Here is a 14,912-nt window from a genome sequence, read left to right as displayed (position 1 = left end):
CGGCACGATCGACATGGAACGCCCCAGCGTGGCCCGAATGTACGACTACTACCTCGGCGGCTCGCACAACTTCGCCGCCGACCGGGCGGCGGCCTGCGCGATGATGGCCGCGGTGCCCGACGCCCCGCTGATGGCCCAGGCCAACCGGGCCTTCCTCCGCCGGGCCGTGCAGTTCCTGGTCGACGCCGGGGTGCGGCAGTTCCTCGACATCGGCTCCGGCATCCCCACGGTGGGCAACGTGCACGAGATCGCCCAGCGGGCGGCGCCGGACGCCCGCGTGGTCTACGTCGACGTGGACCCGATCGCGGTGGCGCACAGCCGGGAGATCCTCGCCGGCAACGACCGGGCCACCGCGCTCCAGGAGGACCTGCGCCGGCCGGAGCGGATCCTCGCCCACCCCGAGGTGACCAGGCTGCTGGACTTCAGCCAGCCGGTGGCGGTGATGATCGTGGCGATGCTGCACTTCGTACCGGACTCGGAGCGGCCGGCGGAGATCCTCCGGACGCTGCGCGACGCGCTGGCACCCGGCAGCTACCTGGTGCTCTCCCAGGTCAGCCCGGACCTCCGGGGCGGCACCCCGGAACAGGACGAGGCGGAGCGGGTCTACCAGAGCACCGACAACCCGCTGTGGTTCCGCGGCCGGGACGAGCTGACCGCGCTCTTCGCCGGGTTCGAGCTGGTCGAACCCGGTGTGGTCTGGGTGCCCGAGTGGCATCCGGAGACCCCGGAGGCCGCCGAGCACGCCGAACAGGCGGTGTTCATGGGTGGCGTCGGACGCCTCGGTGGGTGAGCTGCGGCAGTGCTCCGGCACCACGGTGGCGGAGGCGGATGAGCGGTCCGGGGCGCCGTCCTGCCCCACGACCTTCGCCCGCGCCTGGGCCAGGGCGGTCGCCGGGACCAGCTACCTGCCACTGAGCCGGCCCCAGCTGGAGGCGTTCCTGCACCGGCTCACCGAGCACCTGGCGGCGGCGCTGGTGGCCGAGCCGTTCGACCTGCGGGCCGGCACCCGGGTCGGCGCCGAGCTGGTCGTCGCGCACATCGCCGCGCCGGAGGGGCTGGGTCGCACCATCGAGGTCATCCAACTCCGGCTGCTGCGCGACCTGGGGCTGGTCGGCGCGGACGTCGAGGACCGGCTGGCCCGGCTGCTCGGCGCGGTGGCGACCGGGTTCGCGCACGCGCTGCGCGACCGGACGCTGGACGAGCAGGAGATGATCCGGCGGGCCGCGTTGCAGGCCCGGGAGCAGGCGGAGCTGGAGCTGCGGCACAGCGAGGCCCGGTTCCGGCACCAGGCCGTCCACGACCCGCTCACCGACCTGCCCAACCGGAAACTGTTCGCCGAACGGCTCGCCGCGGCCATCGACGCGGCCGCCCCGGGCAGCGAACGGATCGGGGTCTGCATCCTCGACCTGGACCGGTTCAAGGTGATCAACGACTCGCTCAGCCACCGGGTCGGCGACCTGCTGCTGGCGACGGTGGCCCGGCGGCTGCGGCGGGCCCTCGGCGGGCACCTGGTCGCCCGCCTCGGCGGGGACAAGTTCGGCATCCTGGTGGAGCGGACCGGCTCCACCGACGACGTGGTCTTGGTCGCCGAGACGGCGCTGGCCGCGGTGCACGAGCCGGTGCGGATCGAGGGCCACGAGCTGAGCGTCTCGGCCAGCGCCGGCATCGTGGAACGCCCGGTCGGCGGGGCCTGCGCGGGCGACCTGATACAGGCCGCCGACAGCAGCGTGCACTGGGCCAAGGCCGCCGGCCGGGCCCGCTGGGCGCTGTTCGACCCGGAACGCAACCGGGCCGAGCTGGCCCGGCACGCGCTGTCCGCCGCGTTGCCGGCGGCACTGGACCGGGGCGAGTTCTTCCTCGACTACCAGCCGCTGACCTCGCTGCGGGACGGCACGGTGCTCGGGGTGGAGGCGTTGGTCCGGTGGCGGCACCCGGAGCTGGGCCTGATCCGCCCGGACAGCTTCATCGGGTTGGCCGAGGAGACCGGGCTGATCGTCCGGCTCGGCGGGTGGGTGCTGGCCGAGGCGTGCCGCCAGGCCGGGCAGTGGCCGGCGGGCAGCGGGCCGGCCCCGTTCGTCAGCGTCAACCTGGCGGTCCGGCAACTGCACACCCCCGGCCTGGTCCGCCAGGTGCGGGACCTGCTCGACCAGACCGGGCTGCCGCCGCAGCGGCTGCAACTGGAGATCACCGAGAGCACCATGATGACCACCACCGAGGAGCCCGCCCGCGCCCTGCGGACCCTGGCCGACCTGGGCGTACGGATCGCCATCGACGACTTCGGCACCGGGTACTCCAACCTGGCGTACCTGCGCCACCTGCCGGTCACCGAGCTGAAGGTGGCCGGCTCCTTCGTCACCGGCCTGCGGTCCCCGGCGGACGATCCGGCCAGCCGTACCGACGAGCAGATCCTCGCCTCGCTGGTCGCCATGGCCCACGCCCTGGACCTGACCGTCACCGCCGAGGGGGTGGAGACCGCCGACCAGGCCGAGCGGCTGCGGGCCATCGGCTGCGACGCCGGCCAGGGCTGGCACTTCGGCCGTCCCGGGCCGCCCGAGCGGGTCCTGGAACGGATCGCCTGACCGCGGCGGTGACGCTGGCCGGCTCGACCGGCGGCGGTGGCCGGCTCAGCCTGTGGTGGTGGCGGCGGTGGCCGGCTCAGCCGGCGGTGGCGGTGGCCGGCTCAGCCGGCGGTGGCGGTGGCCGGCTCAGCCGGCGGTGGCGGTGGCCGGCTCAGCCGGCGAGCAGGGCGGCCAGCCGCTGCGCCTGGGTCTCCCAGCGCCACTCGCGCTCCACCCAGGCGCGGCCCGCCGCCCCGAACCGGCGGGCCAGGTCCCGGTCGGCGAGCAGGGTGGCCACCCGGTCGGCGACCTGCGCGACCTCGTCGCCCCGGACCACGAAGCCCGTCTCCCCCGCGCGGACCGCGTCCGGGGCCCCGCCGGAGTCACCGGCCACCACCGGCAGCCCGGTCGCCGACGCCTCCAGGTAGACGATGCCGAGGCCCTCCACGTCCAGGCCCCGGTTGCGGGTCCGGCACGGCATCGCGTACACGTCACCGGCGGCGTAGTGGGCGGGCAGCTCGGCCGCCGGCACCGATCCGGTGAACACCACGTCCCGCGCCACGCCGTGCTGCCGGGCGAGCTGCTCCAGGGTGCCCCGGTACGGGCCGCCACCGACCACCAGCAGGGCGGCGTCCGGCACCCGGCGGCGGATCTCCGGCAGGGCCCGGATCAGCACGTCCTGCCCCTTGCGCGGGACGAGCCGGGAGACGCAGACCACCACCGGCCGGCCGGTCAGGCCGAGCCGGACCCGCACCGGCCCGCCGTCCACGTCGGGGTGGTAGGTCGCCACGTCCACGCCGGGGGCCAGGCGGTGCAGGTCGGTCACCCCGTGCAGCGCCCGCGCCAACCGGACCCGGGTGTACTCACCGAGGTAGGTGGTGACGTCCAGGCCGCGTCCGATGCGGCGCAGCACGCTCCGCGCACCGGGCAGGGCCGCCCAGCCGACCTCGTGGCCGTGGGTCAGCGCGACCGCCCGCCGGATCCCGGCCCGGCGGCGCAGCCCGGCGGCGAGCAGCCCGAGCGGCGCCGCCGCGCCGAACAGGACGGTGTCGCAGTCGTACTCCCGGGCCAGCCGCGCCGCCCGCCGGGCCACCACCGGGGTGGGCAGCAGCATGCCGGTGCGCTCCCGGACCACCTCGAACGGCTGGTCGGCGTCGAACTTCGCGGCGTCGCCCCAGGTCGAGGCGTACACCACCACCGAGCCGGAGGGCTGGCGCAGCGCCAGGTTGTGCACGAACGACTGGATGCCACCGGGGCGGGGCGGGAAGTCGTTGGTGATCAGCAGCGTACGGCTCACCGGCCGGTCTCCCTGGCGTAGGCGCGGGCGGCGGCCATCCGCTCCACGGTGGACGGGTGCGACGCCGACCAGAGCCGTTCCCAGCGGGGCGGGTCCGGGTCGGCCAGGTTCACCCCGGCCAGCCGGCGCTGCATCGCCTCGAAGGTGGCCGGGTCGCCGGTGAGGGCCAGCGCGTGCGCGTCGGCCCGCGCCTCCACCAGGCGCGACACCGCCGCCTGCACCGGCGTGGCCACCAGCCCGGCCACCGTGACCAGGGCGAGCAGCAGGGGGAACGCCCGGGGCTCGGCGATGGAGTCCACGCCGGCCAGGCGCAGCAGCGGGCGCGCGGAGCCGAGCAGGTAGAGGGCGACCACCCCGGCGGCGGCGCCCAGCGCGCCGGTGAGCGTGCCGACGGCCACGTCCCGGTCCCTGGCGTGCCCCAGCTCGTGGGCGACCACGCTGGTCACCTCGGCCGGGGTGGCCTCCCGCAGCAGGGTGTCGTAGACCACCACCCGCCGGGTCGGCCCCAGCCCGGAGACGTACGCGTTCACCGCCCGGGTCCGCCGGGATGCGTCGGCGACCAGCACGTCCTTCACCGGTACGCCGTCCCGGGCGGCCATCGCCATCAGCTCGGTGCGCAGCGGCCCCGGCTCCATCGGGGTGAACCGGTTGAAGACCGGCTCGACCAGCACCGGCAGGACGAACGACAGCAGGGCCACCAGCCCGGCGGCACCGGCCGCGCCGACCGCCCACCACCAGCGCGGGGCGAGCCGGGTGACGGTGTAGAAGCCGAGCAGCACGACCGCGCCGAGCACCGCGCTGACCGCGTACGACTTGAGCAGGTCGACGGTCCAGCCGCCCCAGCCCTGCACGCTCAGCCCGTACCGGGTGAGCACGGCGTGCCGCCAGGCGGAGAAGGGCAGGGTGAGCAGGTCGGCGACGAGCACCACGGCCAGCCCGCCGAGCACCGCCTGGGCGACCCAGTGCCCGCCGAAGGGACGCCCGGCCAGCTCGACCAGGCGACCGCCCAGCGGGGTGAGGCCGAGCGCCAGCGCCACCAGCAGCCCGACGACGAGCCCGGTGTACCGGCCGGGGCGCAGGGCCGCGCGGAGGGCCCGGCTGTGCGCGACCTGGTCGGCGGGGAGGTCCCGCAGCGCGGCGAGCTGGTCGGCCCGGGGCGCCGGTGGGCGCTGCCACGGCACCAGCAGGGCGGCGGCCACGGCCAGGGCGACGAGCAGCCCGGCGAGGGTCAGGACGGCCCAGCCGCGCGGGGTCACCTCGGCACCCCGCCGCGCGCGGGTCTGCCGCCGTCGCGCCGTACCCGGGTCATGCCGCTCCTCCCGCCGTGAGCGCTCATCCTATGGCCCGCCCGGACCTCTCCGGCGGGGTGTCCGCCGATGCGGGCGGGTCGGTCGCCGCCGGGCGACGGGGCGCGCCGTGGCACCGCAGTGACGCCATCCTGACTTGAAATGATGCCAATATGGTGTCATGATGGCACCATGGACCTCACGGCACACCTCGACCACCTCCGGCGGGAGTTGAGCCGGGCCGGCGACCTCGGCGGCCCGCAGGCGCGGGCGCTGGCCGAGCAGTTGACCGGGCCACTGGAGTCGGCGTTCCGGTTGGCCCTGCTGGACGCCCTGACGGCGGCGGCGGAGGAGATCACCCGGGAGTTGGCGCCCGGCTCGGTGGAGCTGCGGCTGCGCGCCACCGGGCCCGACTTCGTGGTGACCCCGCCCCCCGCCGAGCAGCCCGCCCCCGATCCCACCGCCGGCGTGACGGAGGGGGACGAGGCCGCCACCGCCCGGATCAACTTCCGCCTCTCCGAGCAGCTCAAGGGGCGCATCGAGGAGGCCGCCGGCCGGGCGGGGCTGTCGGTGAACGCCTGGCTCGTCCGGGCCGCCGGCGCCGCCGCCGACGCCCACCGCACCGGCCGGGCCCACCGGCGCGCGCCGGTGGGCGGCGAGCGGTACACCGGCTGGGTCCGCTGACGCCGTCCCCGCCCGCCGCCCGTCCCGCTCGCCACCAGCCCCCACCCCGCCGAGAAGGGATCCACTCGTGCCCACCTTCGACACCCCCGGCCCCGTCACCGTCACGCTCGACCTGCTGGCCGCCGACGTCCGGATCACCCCCGCAGACCGCACCGACACCATCGTCGAGGTACGCCCGCGCGACGACGGCACCGACGCGGACGTCCGGGCCGCCGAGCAGACCCGGGTCGAGTTCACCGACGGCCGCCTCGTGGTCCGGATGCCGAAGCGACGCGGCCTCGGGCTGCTCGGCCGGTCCGGCACGGTGGACCTGACGATCGCCCTGCCCACCGGCTCCCGGCTGCACGCCGACACGGCGGCGGCGGCGACCATCCGCAGCACCGGTCAGCTCGGCGAGTGCCGGCTCAGGACCGCCGCCGGGGACCTCGCCCTGCACCACACCGGCACCCTCGACGCCACCGCCTCGGCCGGGGAGATCACGGTGGACCGGGTCGACGGGTCCGCCCGGGTCACCAGCGGCAGCGGTCAGGTCCGGGTCGGCGCGGTCGGCGGGGATCTCGCCGTCCGCACCTCCAACGGCGACACCACCGTGGGCTCCGTCGCCGGTGACCTGGAGGCCAGGTCGGCCAACGGCGACATCGTGATCGAACGGGCCACCGGCACGGTCACCGCCACCACGGCCAACGGCGACCTGCGGGTCGACGAGGCGGTGGCCGGCCGGATGTCGCTGCGGACCAACCGCGGCGAGGTCGCCGTCGGCGTCCCCGCCGGCACCGCCGCCCACCTCGACCTGCACACCCGGTACGGCCGGGTGGAGAACGACCTCGCCTCCTGCGCACCACCCCCGACCCCGGCCGGCACCGTCGAGGTGACCGCCCGGACCTCCTTCGGCGACATCGTGATCCGCCGCCGCTGACCCCCCGGCCCGGCCCGCGACGGCGGGTCAGGACCCGGCGGCGACGCCGGTCAGGCCCCGACGCCGGTCAGGCCCCGACGCCGGTCAGGCCCCGGCGGCGGTCAGGCCCCGGCGGCGGTCAGCCCCCGGCCGCGACGGCGGTCAGGACCGGGCCAGCCGGCGCAGCAGCGAGTCCGCACCGAGCGGGTACGCGCCGTGCCGGCTCACCCCGTCGGCGACCTCCCGGTCGGAGGAGACCACCACCACCGGGCGGCCGGGCGGCTCGGCCCGGACCAGCCGGCGGATCAGCTCGTCGGCGGTCTCCCCCTTGCGGGAGAAGAGCACCCGGACCCCGCGCGGCGCGGGCGGCAGCCCGTGGATCCGCTCGGCCCCGTCGAAGACCACGGTGACCTCGTCGCCGGTCTGCGCGGCGATCCCGCCCAGCCCGCTGATCAGCCGCTTGCGCTGCTGCTCCAGGGACATCTCGCCGAACCCGCGCTTGGTGACGTTGTAGCCGTCGACGACCAGGTGCGCCCGGGGCAGGGCGAGTAGCTGGTCCAGCCGGGCGGGGTCGTCGGTGTCCCGGGCCCGGGTGGCCGCCGCCGCGTCGGCCGCCGCGGCGGTCCCGGTGAAGGCGTCCGCGACGAAGTCGGCGGGCAGCTTCTCCACCGGGTCCAGCGCCAGCTCCCGGCGCAGCCCGACGGCGGCCTGCCCGATCGTCTCCAGCAGCAGCCAGAGCCGGGCGTCGTCGACCGACCTGGCCTCCTTGGCGCTGGCCCGCGCGACCCCGGCCGTCGCCTCCGCCTCGGCCAGCCGGGCCCGGACCCGCCGCAGCTCGGCCTCGGCGTCGGCCGCCGCCCGCGTGGCCCGGCCGCGCTCGGTGGCGAGCAGCTCACCGGCCCGTCGTTCCCGCGCCTGGGTCTCGCGCAGCGCCCGGCCGAGCTGCCGGGCCTCCTCGCGGACCTGCCCCAGCTCCTCGCGGACCCGGGCCAGCTCGTCACGGAGCTTCTCCGCCTCGACCCGGGCCACCGCCCGGTCGTGCTCGGCCCGGGTGGCCCGCTGTTCGGCCTCCCGCACCAGCTCGGCCACCACGGCGCTGTCCGCCTCGGCCTGCACGGCCGCGCCGCTGGCCTCGACCAGGCCCCGCCAGCCCTGCGGCCGGGCCAGGTACGCCAGGGCGGCGACCTCCACCGGGTCGGCGGCGGCCGGGGCGGTCCCGTCGACCACCGCCGCGCCCAGGTCGCCCGCGTCGGCCAGCGCCCGGTTGGCGACCCGTTGCCGGAACAGCGGGTCGGCGGTGAGCTGGGCGGCGATCATCGGGGCGCCCAGCCGGGCCCGCCGGTTGGGCGCGAACTTGGCCACCCGGCGCAGCGGCACCGGCACCTCGTCGGCGGGGAGGCCGGGCAGCACCGTGGCGGTCAGCGCCACGATCCGCTGCCGGACCGGCTCGGGCAGCACCGGCTCCGGCCCCGCCTGCTCCGGTTCCGGCCCTGCCGGCTCGGGTTCGGACACGTCCGCCACGGGGTCCCCCGACCCGGATCCGGGTCCGGTCGCCGGTTCGGCGCCCGGGGCCCGGCCGTACCCACCGGCGGCGCGCGCGGCGTCGACCTCCCCCTCGGGGAGGTTGTCGTCGTACGGCTCGGTGAGGGGCATGTGGCAAGTCTCCCACCGGGGCCGGGCCCACCGCCCGGTGAGTGAGCCGTTCTCTCATCCTATCCCTGTGGTGACTGGTGGGACGGGTGTGGCCGGAGTGTCGGACCGAGCCGTTACCGTGCCCGCGTGACGGGTGGGGAGTACGTCCAGCAGGCCCTCGCCGGGCTGGACCCGACCGGGTCGGGGGTGGACCCGGCGCTGCCGCTGTACGCGGCGACCTTCGTCGTGGTCGACCTGGAGACCACCGGCGGGGCCCCCGACGGCGGCGGCATCACCGAGATCGGCGCGGTCAAGGTCCGGGGCGGCGAGGAGCTGGGGGTGCTCGCCACGCTGGTCAACCCCGGGGTGCCGATCCCGCCGTTCATCACCGTGCTGACCGGGATCACCCAGGCCATGCTGCTGCCCGCCCCGCCGGTCGAGCGGGTGCTGCCGAGCTTCCTGGAGTTCCTCGCCGACGCGGTCCTGGTCGCCCACAACGCCCCGTACGACGTGGGCTTCCTCAAGGCGGCCTGCGCCAAGCACGGCTACCGCTGGCCCAACCCCCGGGTGCTGGACACGGCGGCCCTGGCCCGGCGGGTGCTCAGCCGCGACGAGGTGCCCAACCGCAAACTCGGCACCCTGGCCGCGTACTTCCGCACCTCGACCCAGCCGACGCACCGGGCGCTGGACGACGCCAAGGCCACCGTGGACGTGCTGCACGGGCTGATCGGCCGGCTCGGCGGGCACCGGGTGGACACCGTCGGCGAGGCGATCGAGTTCGCCCGCGCGGTCACCCCGACCCAGCGGCGCAAGCGGCACCTGGCCGACGGGCTGCCGCGCACGCCCGGGGTCTACATCTTCCGGGCCGCCGACGACCGGCCGCTCTACGTGGGCACCTCCGGCGACATCGCCACCCGGGTCCGCAGCTACTTCACCGCCGCCGAGAAGCGGGCCCGGATCTCCGAGATGCTCGCCGCCGCCGAGCGGGTGGAGGCGGTCGGGTGCGCCCACTCGCTGGAGGCCGAGGTACGGGAGCTGCGGCTGATCGCCGCGCACGCCCCGCCGTACAACCGGCGGTCGAAGTACCCGGAGCGGGTGGTCTGGCTCAAGCTCACCGACGAGGCGTACCCCCGGTTGTCGGTGGCGCGCGGCCTGGCCCCCGGCGACGAGGCGTACCTCGGGCCGTTCACCTCCCGACGCGCGGCGGAGCTGGCGGCGGCGGGCTTCCACGACGCCACCGGGCTGCGCCAGTGCACCCACCGGCTGTCGCTGCGCACGGTCACGCCGGCCTGCGCGCTGGCCGAGCTGGGCCGTTGCGCCGCGCCCTGCGAGCACCGGATCACCCCCGAGGAGTACGACCACCGCGCGGTCGCGCCGTTCCGGGCGGCGACCACGGGTGACCCGGGGCCGGTGGTGGCGACGCTGCTGGCCCGGATCGACGCGCTCGCGGCGGCGCAGCGGTACGAGGAGGCGGCGGTGGTCCGGGCCCGGCTGGCCGCCGTGCTGCGGGCCACGGTCCGGATGCAGCGGCTCGCCGCGCTCACCGGGATCGCCGAGCTGGCCGCCGCGCGGCCGGCCGCCGGGGGCGGCTGGGAGCTGGCGCTGGTGCGGCACGGCCGGCTCGCCGGAGCCGGCGTGTCGCCGCCCGGCGTCCACCCGCGACCCACGGTGACCCTGATCCGGGCCACGGCGGAGACGGTCACGCCCGGTCACGGCCCGGTCCCGGCGGCCTCGGCCGAGGAGTCGGAGCGGATCCTGTCCTGGTTGGAACGCCCGGAGACCCGGCTGGTCGAGATGACCTCGGCGTGGTCCTCGCCGGTGGCCGGCGCGGCCCGGTTCCGGGGCCTGCTGGCCAAGGCCGAGGGCGCGGCGACGCAACAACTCTCGACCGAACGCCCATGAGCAAGTGACCATTCGGACGACCTCGCCTCACTTAGGCTGTTAAGGGAGTGCAGTCCTGCCCGATTCGTGGGCCTGCTTCCGGTTGCCGGACGGTGGCTGAGGAGCCGGGGTGAGGAGGTGTCCCACGTGGACGTCGACGCCGGACATGGGGCCGCCCTGGGGGGCGCGTTGTCCAACCAGCCGGGTGAGCTGCCGCTGACCCGCCGCCTCCGCTCGCTGCTGACCTGGCCGACAAACGAGACCGACCCGGTCACCCACCTGGTCCGCGCCCACCGGGCGATCCACCCCAGCGCCGAGGCGGCCGTGCTGCGCCGGGCGTACACGATCGCGGAGAACATGCACCGCGGGCAGTTCCGCAAGAGCGGTGAGCCCTACATCACCCACCCGCTGGCCGTCGCGCAGATCTGCGCCGACCTGGGCCTGGACAGCACCACCCTGGTCGCGGCGCTGCTGCACGACACCGTGGAGGACACCCGCTACACCCTCCAGGCGCTCGCCGACGACTTCGGACACGAGGTGGCCCACCTGGTCGACGGGGTGACCAAGTTCGACAAGGCGTTCTACGGCAAGGCCGCCGAGGCGGAGACCACCCGCAAGATGATCATCGCGGCCGGCAAGGACGTCCGGGTGCTGATCATCAAGCTGGCCGACCGGCTGCACAACATGCGGACCCTCGGGGTCCGCTCCGCCGCCTCCCGGGAGCGGATCGCCCGCAAGACCCTGGACGTGCTCGTCCCGCTCTGCGACCGGCTGGGCATCCAGACCCTCAAACGGGAGCTGGACGACGTGGTCCTGCTGCACCTGGAGCCGGAGGCGCACGCCCGCATCGCCCGGCACGTGCACGACCGGCCCGGCTGGGACGCGTACCTCGGCGACGTGGTCGCCCGGACCCGGGTGGCGCTGCGCCGGGACCGGGTCACCGCGACGGTCGCCCCCCGGCCCCGGCACCTCTACTCGATCTGGAAGGACACCGTCGCCGGCGGGCACAGCATCCCCTTCGACCTGCCCCGGATCGAGGTGGTGGTGGACGGGCCGGCCACCGACTGTTACGCCGCCCTGGGCGCGATCCACGGCATGTGGCGTCCGGTCCCCGGCCGGTTCAAGGACTTCATCGCCTCCCCGAAGAACAACCTCTACCGCTCGCTGCACACCAGCGTCTGCGGGCCCGGCAACCGCACCGTCGAGGTGCTGATCCGCACCGTCGAGATGCACCGGTCGGCCGAGTACGGCATCGCCGCCGACTTCCGCTTCCCCCGGGCCAAGGGGAAGGCCGCCGCCCGCGCCGAGCAGCTCGACTGGCTGCGCCGGGTGCTCGACTGGGAGCAGGACGCCCCGGACCCGGCCCAGTTCCTGGAGTCGCTGCGCTGCGACCTCGCCGAGGCGCAGATCCAGGTCTTCGCCGACGGCCGGCAGGTGCTCCTCCCGGCCGGCGCCACCCCGGTGGACCTGGCGTACGAGCTGGGCAGCGACCGGGGGGACCACTGCCTGGCGGCCCGGATCAACGGCCGGTTGGCCCCGCTCTCCTCCGAGCTGGACGAGGGCGACGTGGTGGAGATCTTCACCGAGAACGACGCCGAGAGCGGGTTCGAGGCCGACGCCGCGCCGCGCGGGCCCCGCCGGGAGTGGCTCGGGTTCGTCAAGTCCCCGCACGCCCAGATGCAGATCAACCGCTGGTTCGCCGAGCACACCGAGCCGGGCATCTCGATCGCCGACAAGGTACGCCTCGGCCGGGCCGCCATCGGGCTCACCCTGCGTCAGCACAACCGAGGGCTGGCCAGCGACCTGCCCCTGCTCCGCCTCGCCGAGGAGCTCGGCTACCCCGACCTGGAGACCCTCCTGGTCGCGGTCTTCGACCGGACGGTCGAGCCGGACGCGCTGGTGCGCCAGCTCATCGACCTCGTCGACCACCGACAGTGAACCCCCGGCCGGATACCCTCCCCGGGAGCCCGGCCGGCCCGCCGCGACCACTAGCCTGAGGGCATGATCCCCCGCACCCGCGCCACCGGACGGGCCATCGGGTACCGCGTCTTCTACCGGCTGCCCTATCCCGTCCGGCGCCGGCTGGTCCGGCTCGCCGTTCCGAAGTACGTCGTCGGCGCGGTGACCCTGGTCCGGGACGCCGAGGCCGGGGGCGCCGGTCGCCTGCTGATGCTGCGGCAACCCCCGGGACACAGCTGGACGCTGCCCGCCGGACTGTTGCAGAAGGCCGAACCACCGATCGTCGGCGCGGCCCGGGAACTGTTCGAGGAGACCGGCATCCGGCTGCCCCCGACCCGCCTGCGACCGGCCACCCCCAACGCCATCGTGCACGCCAAGGGCTGGGTGGACATGGTGTTCGAGACCGAGGTGCCGGCGTCCAGCACCCCCCTGAAGGTCGACGGCGCCGAGGTCTTCGAGGCCGTCTGGCACCCGCTGGACGACCTGCCCCGGCTGAGCTGGCCCACCGCCCGGCTGCTCGGGTACTACGGCATCGGCCCGGAGGCGGGCAACTTCCCGCCGCCCCTGCCCGACACCTTCCCGGGACCGGGTCGGTGACCGGAGCCGGCACCGGTGGGCCCGGCGGGATCTGCGCGGTGGTGCTCGCCGCCGGGGCGGGCACCCGGTTGCGCCCGCTCACCGACCGGCTGCCCAAGGCGCTCTGCCCGGTCGGCAACGAGCCCCTGCTCGACCGGGCGCTCGACCGGCTGGCCGGGCTCGGTCTCACCGGCTGCGACCGGGTCGCGGTGAACGCCTGCTACCTCGGCGACCAGGTGGTCGAGCGGGTCGGTGACCGCGCGCACCGCTCGGTCGAGCCGGGTGACCCGCTGGGTACCGCCGGCGGGATCGGCAACCTGCGGGACTGGATCGCCGGGCGCGGGGTGCTGGTCGGCAACGCCGACGCGTACCTGGCCGACCCGGCCGCCCCGCCCGGGCCCGACCTGGCCGCCCTGCTCGACGGCTGGGACGGCGACACGGTACGCCTGCTCGGCCAGCCGGCACCCGACCCGGCCGAGCCGGGCACCTTCGACGGCCACCGCTTCGTCGGCTTCTCGCTGCTGCCCTGGCGGCTGGTCCGCGACCTGCCGCCGACCTTCGGCGACCTGGTCCGCGCCGTCTGGCGGCCAGCGGAGGCGGCGGGCACCCTGGCCGTGGTGCCGTACCGGGGAACCTTCTACGACACCGGCACCCCGGCCGACTACCTGGCGGCCAACCTGCACGCGGCCGGCGACGGGAACCTGGTCCACCCCACCGCCTCGGTCAGCGGGCGCTGCCACCGGGCGGTGGTGGGCGCGGGCGCGGTCGTCCGGGGCACGGTGACCCGGTCGGTGCTCTGGCCCGGTGCCGAGGTCCACACCGGAGAGCACCTGGTCGACGTGGTCCGTACCGCCGACGGGCTGACCGTCCCCGCCGGCTGAGCAGCGTGGCCGGCTGGGCACGCCACGCGTCAGCCGGCCCGGGACACGGCGTCATGCTGGCCTGGGGGCACGGCGTCTAGCATGGTCCACGGCGCGGGCACCGGAGCCGGCGCCGTGAGGCACGACGAAGGGCGGACCAGTGATCACCGCGATCGTACTGATCGACTGCGCCACCGACTCGATTCCCGAGGTCGCCGAGGCGTTGGCCGACCTGCCCGGGGTCAGCGAGGTCTACTCGGTGGCCGGGCACGTCGACCTGATCGCCATCGTGCGGGTCCGCGAGTTCGACCAGATCGCCGAGGTGATCGCCGGTCGCATCTCGAAGGTCCCCGGGGTGATCAACACCGAGTCGCACATCGCCTTCCGCGCCTACTCCCAGCACGACCTGGAGGAGGCCTTCGCCATCGGCCTGGCCAGCGCCGACTGACGACCGGCCGGGGCGTACGCCGCCACCGGCGGCGGTTCGACGGCACACACGCGGTGGCCGGTCCGTCCCGTGGGACGGACCGGCCACGGTGTCGCCGCGCGTCAGCTCTCGGTCGGAACCGGGGCCTCGGTGGTCTCCGGGGCCGGCGACTCGGTGGTGCCGCCCGGAGCCGGGGTCTCGGTCACCGTGCCACCCGGAGCCGGCGTGCCGGTGCCACCCGGGCTGGGCGTACCGCTGGCGCTGGTCTGCGGGACCGGGATGCCCAGGGTCTGGGCCAGGGCCACCAGCGCGTCGTAGTGCGCCTGGAGGACCGGCAGCGCGTCCTGCGCCAACTGGACCACCGACTGTTCGGAGCCCTGCGAGATCTCCGTCTGGGTGGCCTGGATCGCCTGGACGTGACCGGCCAGCTCGGTGGTCACCCACGCCTTGTCGAACTCCGCCCCGCTGAGGCCGTTGAGCCGGTCCAGCACGTCCTGCTGGTCGGCCGTCGGCTTGTCCGGCAGGTCGACGTTCAACTGGTTGGCGAGGTTCTTCACCGACTCGTCGAGCGTGGTGTGGTCCGTCACGAACTGCTGGCCCAGGTCCTTGACCTGCTGGTTCTGGCCCTTCTTCTGGGCCAGCTCACCCGCGGCGACCTCGTACAGGTTGACCTGGTGCAGCGCCTGCAGGTACTGGGTGTCCTGCGTCGACGGCTGCGCCGCGGCCTGCGCCGCCGCGGCGGGCGCCAGTCCGACCACCACCAGGGCGGTCAGCAGACCGAGGCGTTTGAGACCCAACATGTTTCCCCCCCTTTTTCGTTGGACCGCACGGATACCCGGCTGAGGCGGGATATTCCT

General features: G+C 75.6%; 13 protein-coding genes. 9 read left to right on the top strand and 4 right to left on the bottom strand.

Going from position 1 to position 14,912, the window contains the following annotated elements; genetic code table 11:
* Nucleotides 1–13 precede the first annotated feature (13 nt).
* Both ACQUFX_RS02375 and ACQUFX_RS02370 read left to right on the top strand, forming a co-directional pair.
* Entirely contained in the window at nucleotides 14–790 is a 777-nt protein-coding gene (locus ACQUFX_RS02375) for an SAM-dependent methyltransferase (protein ID WP_428964408.1), read from the top strand.
* Nucleotides 791–815: 25 nt separating this feature from the next.
* Entirely contained in the window at nucleotides 816–2,579 is a 1,764-nt protein-coding gene (locus ACQUFX_RS02370; RefSeq protein WP_428966833.1) for a putative bifunctional diguanylate cyclase/phosphodiesterase, read from the top strand.
* 151 nt (nucleotides 2,580–2,730) lie between these two features.
* Here ACQUFX_RS02370 and ACQUFX_RS02365 read toward each other — a convergent pair whose 3' ends face one another.
* Complete coding sequence (locus ACQUFX_RS02365) at nucleotides 2,731–3,855, bottom strand: glycosyltransferase family 4 protein (protein ID WP_428964407.1); 1,125 nt, start codon at nucleotides 3,853–3,855, stop codon at nucleotides 2,731–2,733.
* Nucleotides 3,852–5,111: a M48 family metallopeptidase gene (locus ACQUFX_RS02360; RefSeq protein ID WP_428964406.1), complete on the bottom strand. Its 1,260-nt coding sequence runs from the start codon at nucleotides 5,109–5,111 to the stop codon at nucleotides 3,852–3,854. The genes ACQUFX_RS02365 and ACQUFX_RS02360 overlap by 4 nt, the downstream gene beginning before the upstream one ends.
* Nucleotides 5,112–5,333: 222 nt before the next feature.
* Here ACQUFX_RS02360 and ACQUFX_RS02355 point away from each other — a divergent pair, with 222 nt between their 5' ends.
* Together ACQUFX_RS02355 and ACQUFX_RS02350 are read left to right on the top strand one after the other, a co-directional pair.
* Nucleotides 5,334–5,825, top strand: coding sequence for a hypothetical protein (locus ACQUFX_RS02355; protein WP_428964405.1), 492 nt, complete (start codon nucleotides 5,334–5,336; stop codon nucleotides 5,823–5,825).
* A gap of 67 nt (nucleotides 5,826–5,892) precedes the next feature.
* Nucleotides 5,893–6,741 carry a DUF4097 family beta strand repeat-containing protein gene (locus tag ACQUFX_RS02350; protein WP_428964404.1) on the top strand — a complete coding sequence of 283 codons (849 nt, stop codon included), beginning with the start codon at nucleotides 5,893–5,895 and terminating at the stop codon, nucleotides 6,739–6,741.
* Nucleotides 6,742–6,882: 141 nt separating this feature from the next.
* On the opposite strand, the gene ACQUFX_RS02345 is transcribed toward ACQUFX_RS02350, so the two are convergent.
* Complete coding sequence (locus ACQUFX_RS02345) at nucleotides 6,883–8,373, bottom strand: NYN domain-containing protein (protein ID WP_428964403.1); 1,491 nt, start codon at nucleotides 8,371–8,373, stop codon at nucleotides 6,883–6,885.
* 126 nt (nucleotides 8,374–8,499) lie between these two features.
* Here ACQUFX_RS02345 and ACQUFX_RS02340 point away from each other — a divergent pair, with 126 nt between their 5' ends.
* The 5 genes from ACQUFX_RS02340 (at nucleotide 8,500) to ACQUFX_RS02320 (ending at nucleotide 14,076) form a co-directional block, all read left to right on the top strand.
* Nucleotides 8,500–10,254, top strand: coding sequence for a DEDD exonuclease domain-containing protein (locus tag ACQUFX_RS02340; protein WP_428964402.1), 1,755 nt, complete (start codon nucleotides 8,500–8,502; stop codon nucleotides 10,252–10,254).
* Between the two features lie 126 nt (nucleotides 10,255–10,380).
* The gene (locus tag ACQUFX_RS02335; protein WP_428966832.1) at nucleotides 10,381–12,171 is read left to right on the top strand and encodes a RelA/SpoT family protein; all 1,791 of its coding nucleotides are present in this window, start codon (nucleotides 10,381–10,383) and stop codon (nucleotides 12,169–12,171) included.
* A 63-nt stretch (nucleotides 12,172–12,234) separates the two neighbouring features.
* A complete protein-coding gene (locus ACQUFX_RS02330; protein WP_428964401.1) occupies nucleotides 12,235–12,789 on the top strand; it encodes an NUDIX domain-containing protein in 555 nt (184 codons plus the stop codon).
* On the top strand, nucleotides 12,786–13,649 hold the full coding sequence (locus ACQUFX_RS02325) for a nucleotidyltransferase family protein (protein ID WP_428964400.1): 864 nt from the start codon (nucleotides 12,786–12,788) through the stop codon (nucleotides 13,647–13,649). Before ACQUFX_RS02330 ends, ACQUFX_RS02325 begins: the two co-directional genes overlap by 4 nt.
* Nucleotides 13,650–13,788: 139 nt before the next feature.
* Nucleotides 13,789–14,076 carry an Lrp/AsnC family transcriptional regulator gene (locus tag ACQUFX_RS02320; RefSeq protein ID WP_428964399.1) on the top strand — a complete coding sequence of 96 codons (288 nt, stop codon included), beginning with the start codon at nucleotides 13,789–13,791 and terminating at the stop codon, nucleotides 14,074–14,076.
* 101 nt (nucleotides 14,077–14,177) lie between these two features.
* Here ACQUFX_RS02320 and ACQUFX_RS02315 read toward each other — a convergent pair whose 3' ends face one another.
* Nucleotides 14,178–14,855: a DUF4142 domain-containing protein gene (locus ACQUFX_RS02315; RefSeq protein WP_428964398.1), complete on the bottom strand. Its 678-nt coding sequence runs from the start codon at nucleotides 14,853–14,855 to the stop codon at nucleotides 14,178–14,180.
* Between the last annotated feature and the right edge of the window lie 57 nt (nucleotides 14,856–14,912).

Source organism: Micromonospora fluostatini (assembly GCF_050410825.1).
Classification (GTDB): Bacteria; Actinomycetota; Actinomycetes; order Mycobacteriales; family Micromonosporaceae; genus Micromonospora; species Micromonospora rosaria.
Note: the sequence above shows the minus strand (reverse complement) of the source record. Positions and strands in the feature narration are given on the sequence as shown.

What these genes read in the sequence shown, in the direction of transcription:
- ACQUFX_RS02345 (WP_428964403.1), bottom strand. Translation starts at nt 8,373, where the DNA reads ATGCCCCTCACCGAGCCGTACGACGACAACCTCCCCGAGGGGGAGGTC.
- ACQUFX_RS02355 (WP_428964405.1), top strand. Translation starts at nt 5,334, where the DNA reads ATGGACCTCACGGCACACCTCGACCACCTCCGGCGGGAGTTGAGCCGG.
- ACQUFX_RS02330 (WP_428964401.1), top strand. Translation starts at nt 12,235, where the DNA reads ATGATCCCCCGCACCCGCGCCACCGGACGGGCCATCGGGTACCGCGTC.
- ACQUFX_RS02375 (WP_428964408.1), top strand. Translation starts at nt 14, where the DNA reads ATGGAACGCCCCAGCGTGGCCCGAATGTACGACTACTACCTCGGCGGC.
- ACQUFX_RS02315 (WP_428964398.1), bottom strand. Translation starts at nt 14,855, where the DNA reads ATGTTGGGTCTCAAACGCCTCGGTCTGCTGACCGCCCTGGTGGTGGTC.